The sequence below is a fragment of the Spirosoma daeguense genome (assembly GCF_054776875.1).
The window spans coordinates 529,417-550,812 of record NZ_BAAHBF010000001.1 but is presented as its reverse complement, the minus strand read 5'-3'; the positions used below and the strand labels follow the sequence as shown (position 1 = coordinate 550,812).

Genomic DNA, 21,396 nt, shown 5'->3' with positions numbered 1-21,396 from the left:
GAATCAGTTGATAGGGCGAGATAATCTAGTTTATGGCCTGATTCGCTACTAACCAGACTGTTTGAAATACTAACGTAGCGCGCTTTTGTAATACGTTGTAATCGATTCGATTAGCCGTATCGGTAGGCTGGTGGTAATCAGGATGTTCGCCGTCCATGAGAAAAAGAACGGGAAGCCCGAACTTGGCAAAATTGAAATGATCGGAACGATAAAAATACTGCTTCGGGTCGTTTAGATGGTCGTGGTCGTAGCAAAGTTTGAGGTTCACTGTCTGCTCATTCGCCGTTTCTACAGCCCGACGTAGTGCATGCTTCTGAGCGCCCGTAATCAGATAAATGTAGTTGGGCTTTTTTCGATGCCACTCGTCAATTCGTCCAACCATATCTATGTTTATATCGCCAATGATTTGATTAAGTGGTATGGGTGAGTTATGAACGAAGTAATCGGAGCCAAGTAATCCACCTTCTTCGCCCGAAAACAGGAGGAATAAAATGCTACGTCGGGGCCGAATTCCTTGTTGAGCCAGACTGTCGAACGTAGCAGCTAAACTTAATACGGTGGCTGTGCCCGACGCATTATCATCAGCACCATAAAAAATCTGATTGCCAGATTTGCCCAGGTGGTCATAATGTGCAGAGATGACAACGATCTCCTTTTTTAAATCGGTGCCTATCAGTACACCGCCAACGTTGTGGCCAATACGTACTTTACTACTGTCTTCGGCTGTGCGGGGTAACGGAGCTAACTCCCGCTTTTTGTATGAAAAAGAATTTGTTGAGATAGGTAAATGTTTTTGACCAAATACAACAACATTACTTTCTGTAAAAGCAAACGGTTGTCGATATGACCCACTAACGGAATCGACTCTAAATGCTACCGATAAGTGGCTTAGCCGAAATGATTGTGCGCAATAGATAGATGCTCTTAGTTGGCCTGGCGTACCTGTTCCCCGGCCCTGAAGGCTATCGGAAGCTAACAAATAGACATGACTACGTAGCAGCGATTCAGAAATTGATACGTGAGAAACATCGACCTGTGCCTGAGCAAGAAAATGTATAAAGGCAAAACTGACTATAACTACAATTCTGAAATTAACTATACGCATTACGTACTATTGGGGGATTTTTTTGTGGTCAATATATGTAAAATTGGCTACAATTAGATATGTAGTAAATCTTATTTTAGGGCGATTGCCTGAAATTTGGGGCTTGCATTTTTCTAGAAGTGGGCTCTTCTTTGAGATCGAAATCGCCGATTTGCTTAGTAGAGGGAATCAGATAGAAAAGCTAACGTATCATATCTTCTAAGAAATATCTTTCATGCAATTGCCCTACCTTTTGTTACGTTCCTAGCCTGCCTTTAACTGCCTAACTGGTATGGTTCTTAAGTATGTTACGGTACTGTTTTGGAGAATTTGGGTATTAATTAAAACGAAATAAGACCAATCAACTCATTGCTTAAAATTACCCAATTTGAGCTGCGCCCGTCGGAAGATTACAATTTTGTAAGCTTCCTATTTTTGCTATTATGAACATACTTTTGCCGAATAAATTTTTACTAAAATGGGAAATCGGAAAGTTTGGTTTATTACAGGTATTTCAAAAGGCTTGGGTAAAGAAATTGCAAAAATAGTTCATGGAAATGGAGATCAGGTTATAGGAATTGTTAGAGAAGAATCTGATAAAAACCGCCTTGAAATTGAACTTGTAGGAGCTAAAATTTATATTTTAGATTTACTCCAATCTGAGAAAATCAATGTAGTAATTGAAGATATTATTAAGTCTTTCACTAAAATTGATATGTTGATCAATAATGCAGGTTATGGATTGTTTGGGTTATTCGAAGAAGTTTCAGCAGAGGAATTGAGAAAACAGTTTGAGGTAAATGTTTTTGCAAAATGGATTCTAATAAATGTGTACTTCCCCATATGAGAAAACAAAAATCGGGTGTGATTGTACAAATGTCTTCTCGTCTGGGTATTCTTGCGGGAATAGGAAATGCAGCCTATTCTGCAGCCGAATTTGCAATAGAGGGAATGAGCGAGTCGCTTGCCGATGAGGTAAAACCGTTCGGAATACAAGTTGCCCTTGTTGAGCCAGGGCCTATGCGGACATCGTTCTTTGGAAGCTCAATAACTTTTGCTGAAAAGGAAATTGCTGATTATCAAACGGTTTTAGGTGATCTTAGGACGGTTTTTAAAAGTAGAGACGGAAAGCAAAAGGGAGATCCTCAAAAAATTGCTGAACTGATTTTCCGGGAGGTAATTCAGGAGAACGTACCTTTCAGAATTCCACTTACTACTATAACTATTGATGCTTTGAAAGTCAAAGCGGAGAATTACAAAAAATTGAGTGAAGACTGGGAAGCAACGGCCAGGTCTGTTGATATTTTATAAATTATAACTGGCTAACGTTATTAATAATTTCTCTATACTTCTCCCTTTTGCTGTTAGCGAATAAGTCGACGAATTTTTTATTTTTTGCTTTACCAGTAAATTATCGTTTTGAAGTTCATTTAACTGTTTTGAAAGTATACGGTCACTAACTCCAGATAGCAATTGCTTAAATTCAACGTAAAACATATCTTTCTCTAATAACGCAAATAAGATGGGTAATTTCCATCTTCCCGAAATTAGTGAAAGGGTTTTGTTTGCGTTGCAATAATTATTCAACGTTTGTTCGTTTTCGAAGTTTGTTGAACTTTCTTTGCGCATTTTTAGTAAATTCTAATTGAGTCCTTTCGAATATGCAGTCTATTGCTGGAGCAATGGCAATAACTTTTTTCTTTTTGTGTATACTCTACGTATCGAATTGTGCTCAATGTAAGATAGTGGGATATAATTCGATATGTAGCACAATCTGTTTAAGGAATTCTCAATCGACAATCCGGAAAGCCATTTTTGCTTTTTCGCGGGAAAGGGCGTTGAAATGCCACCACTCATACTCGATGGAGGAGAAACCACCTTGCCGCATAGCTGTTCGGAGAATGAGTCGGTTATCGAGTTGTTTTTGCGTGAGCTTTCCCGCTTTTAATAATTCCTGTTCTTTTGAAGGGTAGGCCAATTCGCCGAAGAAATCATACTTCGTACCCATATCAAGTGGCTTGCCATCTTTAGTAGCAACAGTCAAATCGACGGCACATCCGTAGTTATGAATCGAGCCCTGACGCGGGTCAGCAACGTACTTTCGGCGTTCGTTTTCAGATAATTCGGGTAATGCATTCCAGAGGTTCCACTGGGCCGAACGTGGCCGGGCCGCATCGTATACGAGCAGTCGTAAATCGGGATGATGTTCCTGTAAATAGTTGCTGGCTGCCGCCAATTTCTTCGCGGCCATGGGCTGCATGTATGCCCGTGTCAAATCGCCGTACACGTCTTTCCCTACGAAATTATCGGTTGTCGAATACTTCAATTCAACCAGAATCGATGGATCAACTTTCTGCACATCCACTAAGCCCTGTTTTTTCATGGCCGTTTCAGCAGATTGAGCAAAGAGCGAAAGAGTTAATGAGTGAAAGAGCGCTATAAGAAAGGTGGCGGTTAATTTGTATTTATTCATCCGTCGGTCTGGGTCAGAGTTGGTTTGTGTTATACGAAGATGTAAACTTACAGCATTTCTGTGCATTGCTGATAGAGCGATTACCTGAAGGAGCTTACCATTCAGCTATCACTCTATCGCTCTTTCACTCTTTAAACTAAATGGCACTAAACTATATCTGGGTTGCTTTTTTTGTGGTTGCTTTTCTAGTAGCACTGGTAAAGCTCATTTTTCTGGGCGATACCGAAATTTTTAAGATCATTGTTGAAGGGCTGTTCGATTCATCGAAAGTGGCGGTGATGGACATCGCGCTTCCGCTGGCGGGTGTGATGACGTTTTTTCTGGGTCTGCTCAATATTGGCGAAAAAGCTGGAGCTATCAATTTCCTGGCACGTATCATTGGGCCATTTTTTAATAAACTCTTTCCCGAAGTTCCTAAAAATCACCCGGCAAATGGGCAAATGATTATGAATTTTTCGGCCAATATGCTCGGGTTAGATAATGCCGCTACGCCCTTTGGTCTGAAAGCAATGCAGAGTTTGCAGGAGTTGAATCCAAAGAAAGATACGGCTTCCAACGCCCAGATTATGTTTCTGGTACTGCATACTTCCGGTCTGACAATTATTCCGCTGGGTATCATGGCACAACGGGCAATTCTGGGCGCCAAAGATCCGTCCGATATTTTCATCCCCTGTCTGGTCGGAACCTACGTAGCAACCGTTTGTAGCATGTTCATTGTGGCGCTGAAACAGCGTATTAATCTCTTCAACGGAATTGTGATGGGCTGGTTGGGTGGCATTACCGCATTTCTGGCACTGGCTTTATGGTATTTGTCGTCGTTGCCGAAAGAGGAAATTGAGGTGGTTTCTAAAGTATTCGGCAATGTGACTTTGTTCGTGATTATCATCGCGTTTCTGCTGGGGGCGATGCGAAAGAAGGTCGATATTTTCGATACGTTTATCGAAGGGGCCAAAGGTGGTTTTGAAACATCAGTCCGGATTATTCCTTATCTGGTTGGTATGTTGGTGGCAATCAGCGCGCTACGCAATTCAGGTGCAATGGCTTACATTGTTGATGGCATGAAATACGTCATTAGTATGACAGGTGTGAATACCGATTTTACAGATGCTTTGCCGGTGGCACTCATGCGTCCTTTGAGCGGGAGTGCATCGCGTGCGCTGATGATCGATGCCATGAAGGAGTTTGGGCCCGATTCGTTCGTAGGCCGCCTATCCTGCATTTTTCAGGGCGCTGCTGATACTACGTTCTATATTGTTGCGCTGTATTTTGGCTCGGTCGGTATCAAAAAAACCCGTTATGCTATTGTCGCCGGTTTAATCGCCGATTTTATTGGTGTGATTGCGGGTATTGCCTTGGGTTATTTCTTCTTCCACTGAGCAAAAAAGGAGAGAAATTTGTTATCTGGATAGATCAATTGCTCAAAATTTGCCCGGCATGAATGTTAATCAGGTTCGCGAACAGCTTCATCGACTAATCGATGATATTGACGATATTTTCGTATTGAATGGCCTTTATCGGAACTTACTTGCCGAAAAACGCCAGCGTGAAGTATACGAGAAAGAGCAGGCCGAAAAAGCCAAAAAACAAGCGGCTAAAAAATAAACGTATCAGATAATGCCCGACAAACTACTAATGGTAAGGGCAACAATAACGGCATTAAAACCGAACGAAAGGATGCCATGAGCCAACGCCAGTCGGCGCATTCGTTTCGAACGTATCGCTACGTCGGACACCTGACTCGTCATGCCAATCACAAAAGAAAAATAAGCGAAATCAAGATAATCAGGATCTTCATCGTCCGGGAAGTCCAAACCTCCCGGACGATGGTTTTTCTGTGAACTATTGCCATAGTACAGATGGGCGTAGCGAAACGTAAATACAGTATGCACCAGACTCCACGAACCAGCAACGGCAAGAACTGCTAATACGTTATATTGAATTTGTCTGGGATCGAACTTATCGGTAGAACCGAGCAGAGCTACAACTGCAACAAAACTGGCAATGGCGGCCAATACAATAAATACCAGAATCAGTGTTCGGCTGGAATCTTCTATCCGGGAAATCTTAGGCAAATCTCGGGGGTGCGTCGTTACTATCGTCACCCACATAATGGCCAAGTGAACCGTTACGTAAGAAACCCACGCAAGCGTAATGCGGGCAGATACACTGAAGCCTACCGGGGCAAGAAAGTAAGCTATCAACGCTGCGCTGATTCCAATAAATAAGCGATGATGGGCATCTAAACGGGTAACACGATACAATACGCTTGCCATCATAAAACGGTCGGATTAATGGGCTTTATCAGCCAATAACCGAAGATAAACCCCATTTGTCCAGCCAAAACCATCCTGATTCGGATATTCGCCACCGCCGGTTGTCAGGGCTGCATCCACAACGTTGTATTTCTCCATCATTTTGCCCGTGGCCTTAAATACTTTATCGTTTAATGCCAGCCATTTATCGCGACCTTCATTGGCAGTTTCTATAAATCCGTAATTACGTAGTGCCTGATAAACAATCCATTGCAAAGGTGCCCATCCATTAGGCGAATCCCACTGCTGGCCTGTTTGACTCAACGTAGTGACCCAGCCACCAGTTTGTAGAAAATCAGCTTTGAGTCGGTCATGCACGTGTGCCGCCTGTTCGGGTGTTGCCAGATTGAAAAATAATGGAAACACACCCGCTAACGTAACAGCATTGGTCGGTTTTTGCGCCACTACGTCGTAATCGTGAAAGAAAAGCGTGTTCTCGTTCCAGAAAAGAGTTTCAATACGTTGTTTGCGCAACGTAGCAAATTGCTCGAACTGGCTGGCTTCTTCGGGCATATCCAGTAGGTTATAAGTACGTTGAAGTGTCGTTTCGAGCGAGTATAACAGGCAGTTTAAATCGACAGGAGCAATGTCGGCGGCATGAATAGTGGTCATGTGCTGACTATCGCTGAACCAGCGACTACTAAAATCCCAGCCCGATTCGCAAGCCGCCCGAATATGCATGTATAATTCTTCCGGAATAATGCCAAACGGTTCGGCTTCTTCGGTCAGTTCGATTTCCTGCCGGTAGGCTTCGGGGCGTGGCGTAGGCGTATCGTCCCAGTAGCGATTCAGTACATGATGACCGCCAATGTTGACGATACGTTTCTGAAGGCGATGCTCGGGCGTTAACGCCGATTGTCCATCCATCCAGAACGCATATTCTCGCCGAAGCTGAGGTTCATACTGTTTCAATATAGCATCGCCATCCATATCCGCCAGTAGACCAACCATCATCGCAAAATACGGCGGCTGCGAACGACTCAGAAAATACGTTCGATTGCCATTTGGTATAAACCCGAACGTATCGATCAGGTACGCAAAATTCTGGAGCATACCCCGGATTAAATCGCTACGTCCCGACTGCTTTAGTCCCAACATGGTAAAATAGCTGTCCCAATAGAAAATCTCGCGGAAACGTCCGCCCGGCACAATGTAAGGGTAGGGCAGGGCAACGCGCGAACTACCTTCCACCGTTTCATCGGATGGGCGTGTCAGGCGATCCCATAAGCGATTTACGTGTTCGGCGGTGGATATAGTCGTGTCGCTGATATAATCGCCAGTCGCTTTTTCCGGTATGGAAAAATATTCTTGGACAAATGCGCTGAGGTCAAAATCGGGCTTATCCTTTTGGGTTTCATACAACGCGACGATATCGGCAGGAGCAAGCTTGGGAACGGAGTCTACAAACGTCTTGGAGTCGGCAAAAACATGGCCTAACTGTACGTCGTGAAACAAACGACCAAAAATCTGGTCGGGCGATTGGGGAAATGATAAGTCAGCCAAAATTAGAAAATAGACGATTCAGATTGATAACCGAAACAAATGACACTTTGTGAGAGTAAAGTGCCATTTTAACAGGTGAAATATAAATACTCTTCCAGTAAAGTGACAAATGTCTGAAAAAAGTGTAAGTTTATTGCCCTATATTCTAATTGACATATTCTGGAAATGACCCACTGGCGAATTAAGCTTTCCCTGATTCTCAACTATTTTGTTTTTGCTATTCTCCTCAACAGTGTTGGTACGGTTATTCTGCAGGTTCAGAACAACTATGGTGTAACTGCCTCGGCAGCCAGTGTGCTCGAAGCGTTTAAAGACCTGAGTATTGCCCTTGTTTCGTTTCTTGTCGCTTCTTACATAACACGTATTGGTTACAAACGCGCTATGTTATTTGCCCTCGGGCTGGTTACATTGGCTTGCCTGCTGATGCCGCAGGTACCCGCTTTCTGGACAACTAAACTGCTGTTTGCCGCTACCGGAGCGAGTTTCGCGCTGATTAAAGTATCGGTGTTTGCCACCATTGGTTTGGTTACGAACGATTCCAACGGACACGCCAGTTTTATGAATTTTCTGGAATCGCTTTTTATGGTTGGCGTGTTGTCGGGCAATTTTTTGTTCAGTGCTTTTGTGGATGACAATAATCTTCAATCGACAAGCTGGTTATCAGTGTACTACGTGTTAGCAGGCATTGCGCTGATTGCATTTCTGCTGTTATTCAGTACGCCCATCGACGAATCGAGTGTGCGTCATGAAGCCACCAAAAGCATAACCGACGATCTGGCCGATATGCTGCGTCTGGCCATTATGCCTGTTGTGCTGGTATTTATCCTGACGGCTTTTGTATACGTCTTGATGGAGCAGGGTATTATGAGCTGGTTGCCGACATTTAACAGTAAAATTCTGAAGCTGCCAACCTCGCTAAGTATTCAGATGGCAAGTATTTTGGCGGCATCAACAGCAGTTGGCCGATCGCTGGCAGGAGTTATTCTAAATAAAATTTCGTGGTATTGGCTGCTGATGATTTGTCTGGTTGTGTCGGCTGGATTGGTATTGCTGGCGCTTCCACTTGCCGCGTCGGTTGATGGACGTAGCGTAGCAGGCTGGAGCGACGCGCCGATTGCTGCGTTTGTCTTTCCATTGATCGGGTTGTTTATCGCGCCGATTTATCCTGCCATAAACTCTGCCATTCTGAGCAGTTTACCACTACGTCAGCACGGCCCAATGGCGGGTTTAATCGTTATTTTCTCGGCGCTTGGTGGTACAACTGGCTCTATTATTACCGGCCATGTTTTCGAAGCGTATGGCGGGCAAACGGCCTTCTATTTTTCATTAATTCCCATCGGTTTACTCCTGATATTGATTACTCTTTTCAGCCGGATGCAGAAGAAAACCGGCCGAGAAGTTCGGGTAGTATCAGGCATGGGAGGACATTAGTAGTTTGTATGCTACGTCTCTGGTAGATAAATAATTAAAATTCGATTTTGTAACTCAAATTCGGTATCAATACGGAGGCCAAATCTTCATCTATCGTATTTTTTTGAAGATTGTATTTATAGCCGTAAAAATCGGGTCGGCCTGTAAGGTTTAAAATTTTCACCGCAATTTCACGAGAACTTTTGACTTTGTTTCGTCTGTAAATTGCGGTGAAATGCATATTTATACCAGCGGCTGATTGTAAACTAAATGCTTTTGTTTCATCATAAATAACCTCTTTGGTCAAGCGTGTTTCAGCTTCGCGTACGGGCGAATAGCGGTTACCGCCCTGATAGCTAAAACGGGTATTTAGGCTAAACGTGTTCTGCCGTTTTGTGCCAATTTGCCATTCTTTCCCGATTAGAAAATTAACTACTAAGTTTCTGTTAAATCTGGTGCTGCGCCATATTCCATCGCCACCTTTATAGTTAGCATTAAAAACAGAAGTTGTGAATAGATAATAATATCCTTTAGATACGTATTTTTCTAACGTAAGATCAATCCCGTAATTTATTCCTTCGCCTGTATGCTGTAGCTTTTCTGCGAAAAACCAGTCATTTTGTAAATTAATAAGTGAAAAGGAACTGTCAGCGATTACGGGAACCGAAAATAGTTTTTGATAATACGGTTCAACTTTAATACGTATCAGATCTGAAAAATTATAATCGTAACTCAATACGAAATGATGTGATTTTGTGAAATCAAGGTTTTTATTTACAGCTTTTTCTCCGGTCGAAAGTGAGTTGTTGTAATAAAAATTAAGATTCTCTAATCGACTATGCAAGCCGTATGCTATTCCAACAGATTGCTTTGAATTAATCCATTTCCTAAGGCCAATACGTGGTTCTATGGTATACTGCTTATTTAGCGTAAATAGTTGACCATTTACGCCTACGTTTATGAGTAGTCCATTTTTTAAACTGAATGAAGAACTGCTGTAAGCCGAAAGTAATGAACTCTGCCCATTAGAATTTGCAATTTCACTTGGAATGCTATTTTCTGCTAGGGATTTGTTTAATGAGATGTGATATCTCATTTGTGTGACTAAAACTCCTGTTCGATTCGTGTGAATCGAGCTGAATTTTTTATTAAGAAAAGTCGATAGTGTATAATTCCAGTTTTTATATAAAATGCGACTATACGGTTCGAGTACTAGCTGATTCGTTAACGATTGCGTTTCCCAATTACTCGCCGTGCTTGTTGCAGCCAGGGTTGTTTTTATATAACTGGTTTTGTTGATAAAGTAGTTGTGGCTTAAGCCAATAACGCCCATATACTGTTTTATATCGTTCTGTTGTTTATCGTCTTTATAAAACCATTTTAAACTATCTAGTTTAGCTTTTGCCGTGGCTCCATCGGCTAAGCCAATACCCCAGACTGATAATGTGCCAGCACGATTGGTTGGAAAGTTTAACTTAAACGAAAGATCCTGATACTTAACTTTTTCGGCATTTTCGGGTAACAACGGTTCGAGTAAAGCGAGCGTTGAATTTCTGTAGTTAAACACGTAAGATGATTTTCCTCCTTTCCGAAAAGGCCCTTCCTGAGAAATATCTATTCCTATAATACCTAATTGAACAGTACGTTCCGTTTTTTCAGTATTACCTTTTCGCATGGCAATATCAAAAACTCCAGATACTGCATTATTATATTCGGCAGGGAATGCGCCCGTGAAAAAATCGGAATTCGCCAGCATTTGACTACTTAATCCAGTCAAAATTCCACCACCGAATACTTCTAAATTTCCGAAATGATTAGGATTTGGTATTTCAATACCTTCCATTTTCCATTGAAGATATTGGGGTGCGTTGCCTCTTATTATAATTCCGTTGACATCTGAGTTTGCCGCAACGCCAGCGAAAGCCGATGCTAAACGGGCGGGATCGTCAAAGCCTCCTGCGTAGCGTTTGGCTTCTTCAACGCTCAACATTCTTGCGCTGACGGTTGCCATTGAATTGAGCGGCTGGTCTTTCGTTACGTTGGGTTTGACCATAATTTCGTCTAATAATTTGGGTATTTCCCGGAGCGAAATAGTCAAAACAGTTTGCTTTGCTGAAATGACAATTATTTCCCGAACCAATACGTCTTCGTAGCCTTGACATGTGATTTTTAAATCATATCGCCCGGTAGGTACATCAGGAACAGAAAAATTTCCCAGCGTGTCGGTTATTGTACCTAATATAGGCTGTGTATTTACTAACGCTACGTGGGCAAGTGATATTGGTATGTTTGACGCTTTGTCAATGACTGTACCTCTAATCACTTGTAAGGATTGGGCGAGAAGATGAGTACTGGCGAGTACAAAGAATAAGAAAAGAAAAATTCGTGGCATCTGTGTCGAAGTTAGAACGCACAAATGTCTTTCCAACCTCAACCTGCTACAATACTGATAAATCAGTATTGCTAATCAAGAAGCCCAAATTTTGACGCAAAAATGACGGCTTCTAACGAATTGTTTGCTCCTAATTTTTCGAGGAATCGTTGCCGATGTGTATTTACTGTGTGAACGCTTATGGCTAGTTTATCGGAGATTTCTTTACTTAAATAACCTTGCTTTACCAGTTTTAAAATTTCTATTTCTCGCTTAGTTAATTCTAATGCTGCCTTTTGCTCTATGTCGAACGGAACAAAATTGCCTGTTCTGAAATTCAACAACTGAGACTTAACCGGGCCATCTGTTTCCTGATTAGGGGAAACGTCTACAATACTGAGCATAAGCCATATCTGTCCGGTTTTATCTAATTCCAGTACCTGATACTGTTCGATTAAACGTACATATTTATCCTCAGCATTTAACATCTGGTATTCATAGATAACTTTATGATTTAACTTTTCATCGCTGGAGAAAGCATTAAATATTTTGAATGCCGAGATTCCATTAAGAGCTAACTTGAGTTTTTCTTCAGGATGTATTTTGCTATCAAAAAATTGATAGTTCAGGTCTTCAAAGTCAGATGATATATAACCTAGTAACTTTCCGTAATTTGGTGAAAAGAAAATAATTTGTTTCTGATTAAGATCAAAAATACTGATGCCAGAATTACTAATCTCTGCTAATAATTTTAACGTTTTCGTATGAGTTTCAACCGTCGAATAATCTACGTTTTCCTCATCGAATTGATACTGCAAGAGAAACTTGAAAAATATTTCCTGAATGCTATTTTCTTCTGACATTAGTTAACCCTTGAATTGTTACAAAACGCGAGACTGGTTCTCCAAAAACCGATTATTTACTTCCATAACCCGGACCCATCAGCAATTGACCGGGCCGTTGGCCGTTGTGTTTGCCGTTTTCAATAACGGGGGTTCCATTAACCAGTACGTAGGAAATGCCGGTCGTGTACGCGTGGGGCTGGTCATACGTAGCGAGGTCGGCAACGGTTTTTTCATCGAACAGAACAACGTCAGCGGCATAACCTGGACGTAGTAATCCTCTGTCAGCTAATCGGAAACGTTGGGCTGGTAGCGACGTCATTCGGCGGACGGCTTCTTCTAGCGGAATAATCTTTCGGTCGCGGACGTAGCGTCCGAGCACGCGGGCGTTGGTGCCGTAAGCGCGTGGATGGGGCATACCGGAACCAAATTTTGCTACGCCAGCATCGGATGCAATCATGGTGTTTGGATACCGCAAAATGTTCTCTACGTCGGTTTCCGACATGGTGTGATAAACCATCTGAATCCGTTTCAGATTGGCTTTTTCCATCAACTCCATTACCAATTCGGCTTCGGTTTCGGCTGAATTTTTACGACCTAGTTTCTGATTGATGGCACTGATACTCATGCCGTTGAACGTAGTGTCGGGTTTGTAGCTGGCAACAACGGCGTACTCGTAATTTTTCCGCAGGTTTTTCTTCAGTCCGTCCAGCATTTCACTACGTATCTTGCTACGTGTTGCCGGATCATGAAAACGAACCAGCACCGCCGAATCGCCATCGGCGAGTGCCCACGACGGCAAAATACTTTCCAGCGACGTACTGGAAGCCGTATACGGATACTGATCGACGGTTACGTCGAGTCCTTCCCGGCGGGCGGCTTCCACCATTTCCACGGTTTCGGTGCTTTTGCCCCACAGCGGTTTGCTGGCTACTTTAAAGTGCGAAATTTCGACGGGAATTTTGGCTTCACGGCTGATTTGAATCGCTTCATCAACGGCCTGTTTTACGTTCTGGCCTTCGTTACGTATGTGCGATGCATACACACCGCCGTAACGCGCTGCGGCTTTGGCTAGATTCACGACTTCGGGCGTGCGGGCATACGTACCGGGCGTGTAAATCAGGCCAGTAGAGATGCCTACAGCACCGTCTTTCATGGCCTGCTCAACCAACGCTTCCATATCAGTCTGCTCACGGGCGGTGGGTTCCCGGAAAGCCATTTTCATGACTTTCATACGTACTGAATTATGCCCAATTAGTGATCCGACATTCACTGACGTTTTGAGGAGACGTAGCGTATCGAAATACATTTTCAGGTTTGGGCTCGATCCGCCACAGTTTCCCGTAATCACAGTAGTAACACCGTCATGAATAAAATTAGGAGCACCGGGCTGCGCTTCCAGACTGCCTTCTACGTGGGCGTGCACATCGATAAATCCGGGCGATACTATCAGCCCTTTAGCATCTATAGATTGTTTGGCGTCACTTGCTGGAATGGTTCCGACTCGGGCGATACGTCCGTTTTGAATTGCTACGTCGGCGTATACCCAGGGGTTACCCGTACCATCGACTACGCGACCATTTCTAATGACAAGGTCGTAGGGCTGGGCGAAAGCAAAACCGGTTGTGAAAAATAATAGAAGCAGTAGGTAAAGACGGTGGTGCATAGGTTTGAGCAGCGTGTAGGAATGCCAATAAACCGATGAATATGGCGGTTTTTCTGCTCAAAATCAACTCTTTCAGAATGAATAATGGACAACGTAAAATGGATAATAGTCATTCAAAACATTATCCATTTTACATTGTCCATTATTCATTCTCTTAACCTACTCACCGTCGGCGCTGGGGCCGTAGCTGCCGGGAATCGGGATGTCTAGTAGACGTAGGAAAACACCCATTTGCGCGCGATGGTGTACAATCTGGCAAAACGTCATACGGATAATCTCGTGCTTGGGCGATTCAACATAAATCTCATCGCCACTACGCATTGTCCAGGTTTTGTTGAGTATTGCCTCATTTTCGGGGCGTAAATGCGATTTGCCATCTGCCAGACAGGTGTCGAGATACGTCATCAGCTCAGCCGTGTTATTAATTTCGTCCTCTTTGTACGGCGTTTTCTGGAAGTCGATTTCATCGGTTGTGATAGCCATGCTTACCCAGGTTGGCAAATTGGCAATGTGGGTGGCCAGTTGCCGAACGGTCATGCTTTTTTCGTGTGGTTTCCAGTCGTATTTGTCGTCCGGAATACGTTCTAACATCTTACGGGTTGTCTGGGCTTCACGCTCCATTTCTTCCAAAAACAGGGGAATCAGTTGCATAGGATTTGTCTGGTTTATTGTCCGAGACAAAGGTAGGTGGCGACCATGACAGCCCTATGTCAGTAGGCTTTCACTACGTGTTCATAAAAGTTGAACGAATTTTGGATTACCTTGCAACAATGCTTTGAAACATGATTCCTGATGAAGCAACTGCTGTTTCTCTTACTGATTGGCACTACGTTAACGAGCTTTGGACAGCCCGTAAAACCGATTTTTTCGACGCCACTGAGTCCGCGCTTGGCGAATTATCAGATAGACGTAACGCTCGATCCTGTTGCAAAAAAACTTACCGGACGTGAGACGCTGACTTGGCGAAATGCGTCGCCTGATCACATTAGTGAATTGCAGTTTCACCTGTATCTCAACGCTTTTCGGAACGAACGCTCTACGTTTATGCGTGAATCGGGCGGGCAACTACGTGGTACGCAGATTGACCGAAATGCTGATATTGATCCGTATGGTTCTATCGAAGTGGTGTCGATGCGCGAGCGTGGGGGGAAGTCGCTCGTGTATCAGTTTATCCAGCCCGACGATCAGAATCCAGATGATCGTACGGTGATTCGGGTGCCACTTGATAAGCCGCTGGAACCGGGTGCGACCATTGTGCTCGACATTGCCTTCAATGCTAAACTGCCTAAGATTTTTGCCCGAACCGGTTTCAGCGACGATTTTTTTCTGATAGGTCAGTGGTTTCCGAAAATTGGCGTGTATGAATCAGCCGGTACGCGCTACCGACCCGTCGGACCGGCCAAAGTGGGCCAATGGAATTGTCACCAGTTTCATGCCCACTCCGAATTTTATGCTGATTACGGTGTATACGACGTCAATATCACCACGCCGAAAGACTATTGGGTAAGCGCAGTTGGTTTGTTTCAGTCCGAAAAGATGCACAAGAATGGCACTAAAACCATTCTGTATCATGCCGAAGACGTAGTGGATTTTGCCTGGACAGCGTCACCTCATTTTCAGGTAACTAACGACAAATGGAAACGACCTTCGGGCGGAACTGTGGATATTGAGCTGGTCATGCAGCCCGAACACGCGCATCAGGCAAAACGGCATCTGGACGCAGCTAAAGCGGCACTCGCTTACTTCGACAAGTACATCGGCAAATACCCGTTCCCGAACCTGACCATTGTTGATCCGCCCTTGAAAGCCGATGGCGCGGCCGGGATGGAGTATCCGACGTTTATTACGGCTGGAACGGCTTCGTTCTTAACCGATGGCATGCGTTTTCCCGAACAGGTAGTTGTGCATGAGTTTGGTCATCAATATTTTATGCAATTGCTGGCAACGAATGAGTTTGAAGAAGCATGGCTCGACGAAGGATTTAACCAATACTACGAAGGCCGGATTATGGACGCTACGTATGGTGCCCGTTCGTCGGTTGTGAATCTGTTTGGTTTTCGCATGGGCGATCTGGAAAGCTCACGAGATAGCTACGTGCATCAGGATAATCCGGCCATTGGTACGTCGTTTGGCAATACGTGGCAATTGGCCGAAGGGCAGTATGCTGTGCTCACCTATACCAAAACCGCTACGTGGCTGCGGACGCTGGAAGGCTTGGTTGGTCGGAGCGTTATGGACGAAATTATACAGACATATTTCATTCGATGGAAATTTAAACATCCTAGTGGACAGGACTTTATCGATATCGTCAATGAAATCGTGCCGAAGCGGCTCGGCTCAAAATACGGCCCAGATATGAACTGGTTTTTTGAACAGGTTCTTTATGGCGAACAAGTCATTGACTATCGGCTGGCATCGCTTAGAAATCAAAAGTTGGGCGGAGGGTATCGATCTACTGTAACGATTGAACGTAATGGCGATGGCCGAATGCCGGTTGACGTATTAGTTCATTTCGACAATGGCAAAGAGTTGATGCTGTTCTGGGATGGCAAAGGTCGGCAGCGGCAATTTACACTGACTGAAAATGCCCGAGCGGTTTGGGCCAAAGTTGATCCGAAGCAGAAGATTTACATGGACACCAATCTGAACAATAACAGCTTAACACTCGAACCATCGACAGCGCCAGCGGCTAAATTTGGGACGAAGTTTTTGTTCTGGGTCGAAAACTGGATGCAGTGGCTAGCCTGGCTGGCGTAACTTTACGAATTATGACGTTTACTGAAATCACGGAACTGCTCATCGAGAGATTTGGAGCTGATTTGCAGGTTACAAACCAGAATCTTCAACCTTATTTGACTGCCCCTACCGAAAAACTTGTTGATATATGCCAGTTTCTGCGCGACGACGAGCGGTTATTTTTTGACTTACTGTCTTGTGTTACAGCTATTGATAATGGACTGACGGCCAATACAATGGAAGTTATATATAACGTAACCTCTATTCCGTATGAACACAATCTAATGCTGAAAGTAGTAATACCACGTAGCACAGAAGGAAAACGTTTGCCGTCGGTGCCAAGCGTAGCGCATATCTGGCGTACTGCCGATTGGCACGAGCGGGAAGCCTATGATCTGGTTGGAATTCATTTCGAAAATCATCCCGACCTTCGCCGAATTTTGTTGCCAGCCGATTGGGTTGGCCATCCGCTTCGGGTTGATTATCAGGAGGAAGAGCAATATCACGGCATAAAAACAAAGTAAATTAACCGCGTTTTCGCTCAGTTTATTGACTGTTTGGCGGTTAAGTTTGTTATTGCTTTGTCTGTTCCCCTGAAACAATGAAAACCCTGTACCGACTCGCTTTTTACCTGTATCTTCTTATCGGTTGTTTTCACTACGTAGCGTCTTCTGCCCAATCGGTTGATTCGGTGATTGTTACTGGCCGAATACGGAATTTGTCGGCTCGTCTATATCGCGAAGCCCCTACGGTTTTAATGAGCCGCACCAATATTTTACAGGCAAATCGGGAGCTGGTACGTCCGGCGTCACTAAATCTTGACGGTACGTTCCGGGTAGCGTTGCCGCTAATTTATCAGCAGGAGGAAATGCTATTCAATTACGGACGTATTTCGACGGCTTTTCTGGCTTCGCCCGGTACGTTGACAATTGAGCTAGATGCCGACTCGCTGTTCACTACGTCGGTTCCGTTTCGATTTGGTGGCGTAAATGCGCAGGTGAATCAGCAGTTTGCCCGATTTAAAGCATTTGAAGCTTCATTTCCGAACAAACCCGACGGTAAAAAACTGTCGAGTCGGGTAGGAGGTATGGGTAATGAAGCCGCGTATAAATTGGTGGCGAGTGCGTATCGTGCGCCTTTTCAGGCGTTTGTTGCTAAAGAAAAACCGTTTCCGTTGCTTGCTCGCTGGGTAAATTATTCGGAGCGCTATAATGCTGCTACGTTTATCTACGATAAAGCTACGTATGAAAATGAAGAGTTAAGCGACTTGCCAATTGATTCGTTACGTCCTGCCAACGACCAGATTCTAACGCTGGCCCGCGCCACGGCCATGAACCGGTTTGCTAACTACGTATCACAGCGGGTGAGTTCAACAGTGTCCAGTAATCGAAATAGTGGCCTTTCGGTGCGGGTGTTATCGACGTTGCTCGAACGATACGGTAAAAATCTTACCGCCGATGAGCGCTTGCGATTAAGCGATTATGCCCTGAAAAACTCGGCTCGTGCCTCTGATCTGCGCTTTTTTGAGGGTTTAATCAAACGTAGCCCCGATACGTTGCAGCGACTGGTCAATTATGAAACCTTGCTGGAGCGCGCGCGCCAAACCTATGATGCCCCTGCTGTCGATTATATGACGGCTTATTGGCTGGCCAGTTCACTGCCCGGTTTAAGCCTCAATTTCGCACAGCTTCTCTACGATTATGCCCGACCGCAGGTGAAAGATCCGGTCCTTATTCAATCGCTTGATGAATTATATGGTCTTGAGGTGAAAGATAGTGCGCGTATTCGGGCAGCTACGCAAACCTTGCAACGTGCTGGAAACCGTGGGATTGCACTTGAAATTTCGCCCGGTGTGTTTGTCACGAAAAATGATTTGGGTAGTGGTTCTACGTTGTTCGATCAGGTCATTAACTCCAATCGGGGAAAAGTAATTTACGTATTGATGGTTCCGAATGATGAAGCTGGTCGGCAGGCTGCTCAGGATGCCCAACGCCTGCGCGATACGTATCAGGCGCGTGATTTTGCCTTGATCTACGTACCAATGCCCGATACTAATAAACAACTGTGGCCCGAACTGGCTACGCGTTATAATCTGTCTGGGGATCACCTTATTCTAACCGATTCGCAACTGTTCAACGCCGTTGAACGAATGCGTCCTGATGGCGAATTATCGGCGATGGTGATTAACCGCACCGGGAAAATCGTGAAACGTAATGCTCCGTTGCCCAGCGATATTGGTGAAGCCAAAAAAGTGTTGGATAAAAATCTGTAACGCTACGTTTTTTTACCGTAGTGCTACATAGTGAACCCTTAAACAAACCGATATAGGATAATTCGGGTTATCATGGAGAAGTTTACAACTCTATGCAGAAAACTTACGTCGGTTATTTGCGTGAACGGTTCTGGCTGATTGGGCTATTGATAAGTCTAACAGCCAACGAGGTATCGGCACAGACAATTGCGAAACGATTACTTGACCGCTTTTTCAACGATACTACGTCTTCGTCAAATCCGCACGTTTCGTTTTATCCGACAATAGCCTTTGCGCCCGAAACCAGTTTTGAGTTTGGCGCGTCGGCCCTTTATCTCTATCATGCTCGTAATAAAGTACAGCGCAATCGGCTAAGTCAACTTCAGGCGTTCGGTTTTTTTACGTTACGTGGTCAGTATGGCCTTAATCTCGACCATACCATTTATGGTGATAACGACCGTTGGTATTTTCTGGGAAAGGGACGCGTACAACGGTTTCCATTACTTTATTATGGTATTGGCCCGCGAACAAAAGAAGAACATCCGGCCACGGTCGATGCCTTTTCGATTCAGTTTCGTGAGCGGGCCATGCGTCGGCTTCGGCCAAATTTTTTTGGTGGTATTGAAATCGATTTTCAGCACCTGAGTAATGTCGAATTTAATCAGCCTGAGGGTATGACGCACGATTTGCCGTTGGGTAGCCAGGGTACGTCGAATATCGGTGTTGGCCCCGGATTTATATTCGATAGTCGCGCTAATGCGCTAAATCCAAGGAGAGGATTTTTTGCCGAAGCCGCTTATCTGAATTACGGACAATCACGCCAGAACGCACTTTCGTTCCATAATCTGTTTGTTGATGTGCGGCAATACTATCCGATGCGAAAAAATCAGGTGCTGGCGTGGCAGGTTTACGGAAATCTGACATCGGGCAACGTACCGTTTAACCAACTGGCTCTGTTAGGTGGCGAAACGATTATGCGGGGTTATTATATGGGCCGCTACCGCGATAAGTTTCAGGCGGCTGCACAGATTGAGTACCGATGGTTACCGTTTCCGTTCAGCCAGCGATTTGGCGCGGTTGTTTTTGCGGCAGTCGGTACCGTAGCACCTGCTGTGAATCAGGTTCGATTCGATCACTTGTTACCCACGGGTGGAACGGGCGTACGCTATCTATTATTCAAGAAAAAAGACGTTTTTCTTCGTGCCGATATGGGCATAACCCGCGAAGGAGTTGGTTTTTACATCATGACTGGAGAATCTTTTTAAGTGACATGGGTAACGTAGCATGGGGCAGGGTTAAAGCAATCCCTGCCCCATGCTACGTTACAACCCGTACTTATCCAGTAAGTAAACCAGTGCCGCCATCGATGCTCCGCCTAATTCAAGCTCGCGCTGACTAACGGTTTCGAAGTTATCGACCATCGTGTGGTGATAATCGAAGTAACGTTGCGAATCAGGTTTAAAGCCGAACAGAACCGTCCCTAACTGCGCCAGCGGGCCAATATCGGCACCACCACTACCGGCGCCAATTTCGTGAAGACCATAAGGTGAAAGTAGTGGTTTCCAGAGAATTGCTTTCGCACGTTGATCAGGTGTTCCAACAATACCAAAACCGCGCGGAGTGAAACCACCGTTGTCGGATTCAACAGCCGCAATGTGCTTCTCGTTATTTTTCTTCGCCAGATCAGCGTATTGAATGCCACCACGTAAACCGTTTTCCTCGTTCATAAACATAACGGCACGGATAGTACGTTTGGGTTTGATGCCCAGCGCTTTGATGATACGTAGCACTTCTATCGACTGAACGCAACCAGCACCATCGTCATGCGCACCTTCGGCCAGATCCCACGAATCGAGGTGGCCGCCTACCACAATAATTTCGTCAGGCTTTTCGCTGCCTTTAATTTCGCCCACTACGTTGTAGGATTTGGTATCGGGCAAGGTTTCGCAGTTCTGTTTAAAGAAGAACGTTACGTTCGGATTTTCGGCCAGCGTTTTGCTCAGCAAATCAGCACCTTTCGTGCTAATCGCTGCGGTAGGAATCAGCGGCACACCCGTTGCGTAGCGCATACCGCCTACGTGAGGATAGTCGTCGTGAACGTTGGTCATCGAACGAATAATTGCTCCAACAGCGCCTAGCTTACCAGCTTCTGTTGCTCCATTAGCCCGTTGCTCTACAGCACCCGCATAGGCTTCAAACGTATTGATTTTTGTTGGGTCCATCGGGCGATTGAAGAACACGATTTTTCCTTTCACTTTATCGGGACTCATAGCCCGCAGTTCGGCAAACGTTTTCACTTCAATTACACCGGCCTGAACCCCTTTCGGCGACGTAGCAACTGAACCGCCCAACGCGGCAATTGGTACGTTCGTTTTCTGCTTACCGTTCATAATATAAGCTTCTTCTTTCGCTCCCCGAACCCAGTGGGGCACCATTACGTCCTGAAGGAAAACCCGGTCGAAACCCTGTTGTTCCATCAATTGCTTTGTCCAGTCAACCGCTTTCTGCGCACCCGCCGAACCGCTTAAGCGTGGCCCGATTTTCTTGGTCAGATACCGGAGCCACTCGTATGATTTTCCATTGGAAAGGGCTTCGTCGTAAATCTTTCGAATGGTAAGAGAATCGCTGGTTTGCGCCTGAACGTAGTGAACCAGAAGAATGAGAAGAAGTGTAATCGTTTTTTTCATAATAGGGGTTGTATCGGTTAAAAAGGCAAGATACAAAAACGCCCGGCTACCTCACAGCTCG

Annotated in this window: 19 protein-coding genes; 9 read left to right on the top strand and 10 right to left on the bottom strand. The window is 44.8% G+C overall.

What is annotated here, in order from left to right; translation table 11 throughout:
* Positions 1–25 precede the first annotated feature (25 nt).
* Positions 26–1,105: a M28 family peptidase gene (locus ACYVD4_RS01965; RefSeq protein WP_460941937.1), complete on the bottom strand. Its 1,080-nt coding sequence runs from the start codon at positions 1,103–1,105 to the stop codon at positions 26–28.
* A 457-nt stretch (positions 1,106–1,562) separates the two neighbouring features.
* Between ACYVD4_RS01965 and ACYVD4_RS01960 the strand changes: the two genes are divergently transcribed.
* Together ACYVD4_RS01960 and ACYVD4_RS01955 are read left to right on the top strand one after the other, a co-directional pair.
* Positions 1,563–1,931 (top strand): SDR family NAD(P)-dependent oxidoreductase, encoded by a 369-nt coding sequence (locus ACYVD4_RS01960; protein WP_460941936.1) that lies wholly within the window; start codon positions 1,563–1,565, stop codon positions 1,929–1,931.
* Positions 1,928–2,395: an SDR family NAD(P)-dependent oxidoreductase gene (locus tag ACYVD4_RS01955; protein ID WP_460941935.1), complete on the top strand. Its 468-nt coding sequence runs from the start codon at positions 1,928–1,930 to the stop codon at positions 2,393–2,395. Before ACYVD4_RS01960 ends, ACYVD4_RS01955 begins: the two co-directional genes overlap by 4 nt.
* Here the strand turns inward: ACYVD4_RS01955 and ACYVD4_RS01950 are convergent.
* Together ACYVD4_RS01950 and ACYVD4_RS01945 are read right to left on the bottom strand one after the other, a co-directional pair.
* A complete protein-coding gene (locus tag ACYVD4_RS01950) occupies positions 2,390–2,713 on the bottom strand; it encodes a winged helix-turn-helix transcriptional regulator (protein WP_460941934.1) in 324 nt (107 codons plus the stop codon). The two genes, ACYVD4_RS01955 and ACYVD4_RS01950, sit on opposite strands and share 6 nt — an antisense overlap.
* A 160-nt stretch (positions 2,714–2,873) precedes the next feature.
* Positions 2,874–3,467: a M15 family metallopeptidase gene (locus ACYVD4_RS01945; RefSeq protein WP_460941933.1), complete on the bottom strand. Its 594-nt coding sequence runs from the start codon at positions 3,465–3,467 to the stop codon at positions 2,874–2,876.
* A gap of 230 nt (positions 3,468–3,697) precedes the next feature.
* On the opposite strand from ACYVD4_RS01945, the gene ACYVD4_RS01940 reads away from it, so the two are divergent.
* Positions 3,698–4,933: a nucleoside recognition domain-containing protein gene (locus ACYVD4_RS01940; protein ID WP_460941932.1), complete on the top strand. Its 1,236-nt coding sequence runs from the start codon at positions 3,698–3,700 to the stop codon at positions 4,931–4,933.
* A gap of 58 nt (positions 4,934–4,991) precedes the next feature.
* On the top strand, positions 4,992–5,159 hold the full coding sequence (locus tag ACYVD4_RS01935) for a hypothetical protein (protein ID WP_460941931.1): 168 nt from the start codon (positions 4,992–4,994) through the stop codon (positions 5,157–5,159).
* A gap of 5 nt (positions 5,160–5,164) precedes the next feature.
* Here the strand turns inward: ACYVD4_RS01935 and ACYVD4_RS01930 are convergent, their stop codons facing one another.
* Both ACYVD4_RS01930 and treF read right to left on the bottom strand, forming a co-directional pair.
* Positions 5,165–5,833, bottom strand: coding sequence for a DUF1345 domain-containing protein (locus ACYVD4_RS01930; protein WP_460941930.1), 669 nt, complete (start codon positions 5,831–5,833; stop codon positions 5,165–5,167).
* Positions 5,834–5,845: 12 nt separating this feature from the next.
* Positions 5,846–7,372, bottom strand: coding sequence for an alpha,alpha-trehalase TreF (gene treF, locus ACYVD4_RS01925; protein ID WP_460941929.1), 1,527 nt, complete (start codon positions 7,370–7,372; stop codon positions 5,846–5,848).
* Between the two features lie 165 nt (positions 7,373–7,537).
* Between treF and ACYVD4_RS01920 the strand changes: the two genes are divergently transcribed.
* Positions 7,538–8,803 carry an MFS transporter gene (locus ACYVD4_RS01920; protein ID WP_460941928.1) on the top strand — a complete coding sequence of 422 codons (1,266 nt, stop codon included), beginning with the start codon at positions 7,538–7,540 and terminating at the stop codon, positions 8,801–8,803.
* Positions 8,804–8,837: 34 nt separating this feature from the next.
* Here the strand turns inward: ACYVD4_RS01920 and ACYVD4_RS01915 are convergent, their stop codons facing one another.
* From ACYVD4_RS01915 to ACYVD4_RS01900, 4 genes are all read right to left on the bottom strand, one after another.
* Entirely contained in the window at positions 8,838–11,174 is a 2,337-nt protein-coding gene (locus ACYVD4_RS01915; RefSeq protein WP_460941927.1) for a TonB-dependent receptor, read from the bottom strand.
* Between the two features lie 71 nt (positions 11,175–11,245).
* Positions 11,246–12,016 (bottom strand): LuxR C-terminal-related transcriptional regulator, encoded by a 771-nt coding sequence (locus tag ACYVD4_RS01910; RefSeq protein ID WP_460941926.1) that lies wholly within the window; start codon positions 12,014–12,016, stop codon positions 11,246–11,248.
* A 52-nt stretch (positions 12,017–12,068) separates the two neighbouring features.
* On the bottom strand, positions 12,069–13,661 hold the full coding sequence (locus ACYVD4_RS01905) for an N-acyl-D-amino-acid deacylase family protein (protein WP_460941925.1): 1,593 nt from the start codon (positions 13,659–13,661) through the stop codon (positions 12,069–12,071).
* 159 nt (positions 13,662–13,820) lie between these two features.
* Positions 13,821–14,312 carry a DinB family protein gene (locus ACYVD4_RS01900; RefSeq protein WP_460941924.1) on the bottom strand — a complete coding sequence of 164 codons (492 nt, stop codon included), beginning with the start codon at positions 14,310–14,312 and terminating at the stop codon, positions 13,821–13,823.
* A gap of 141 nt (positions 14,313–14,453) precedes the next feature.
* Here ACYVD4_RS01900 and ACYVD4_RS01895 point away from each other — a divergent pair, with 141 nt between their 5' ends.
* The 4 genes from ACYVD4_RS01895 to ACYVD4_RS01880 all read left to right on the top strand — a co-directional run bounded on the left by ACYVD4_RS01895 (position 14,454) and on the right by ACYVD4_RS01880 (position 19,913).
* Positions 14,454–16,418: a M1 family metallopeptidase gene (locus tag ACYVD4_RS01895; RefSeq protein WP_460941923.1), complete on the top strand. Its 1,965-nt coding sequence runs from the start codon at positions 14,454–14,456 to the stop codon at positions 16,416–16,418.
* A gap of 11 nt (positions 16,419–16,429) precedes the next feature.
* Entirely contained in the window at positions 16,430–16,921 is a 492-nt protein-coding gene (locus ACYVD4_RS01890) for an NADH-quinone oxidoreductase subunit C (protein WP_460941922.1), read from the top strand.
* A 77-nt stretch (positions 16,922–16,998) separates the two neighbouring features.
* Complete coding sequence (locus ACYVD4_RS01885; protein WP_460941921.1) at positions 16,999–18,669, top strand: hypothetical protein; 1,671 nt, start codon at positions 16,999–17,001, stop codon at positions 18,667–18,669.
* Positions 18,670–18,761: 92 nt separating this feature from the next.
* Positions 18,762–19,913, top strand: coding sequence for a BamA/TamA family outer membrane protein (locus ACYVD4_RS01880; RefSeq protein ID WP_460941920.1), 1,152 nt, complete (start codon positions 18,762–18,764; stop codon positions 19,911–19,913).
* Between the two features lie 57 nt (positions 19,914–19,970).
* On the opposite strand, the gene ACYVD4_RS01875 is transcribed toward ACYVD4_RS01880, so the two are convergent.
* Positions 19,971–21,335 (bottom strand): M28 family peptidase, encoded by a 1,365-nt coding sequence (locus ACYVD4_RS01875; RefSeq protein WP_460941919.1) that lies wholly within the window; start codon positions 21,333–21,335, stop codon positions 19,971–19,973.
* Positions 21,336–21,396: the final 61 nt, after the last annotated feature.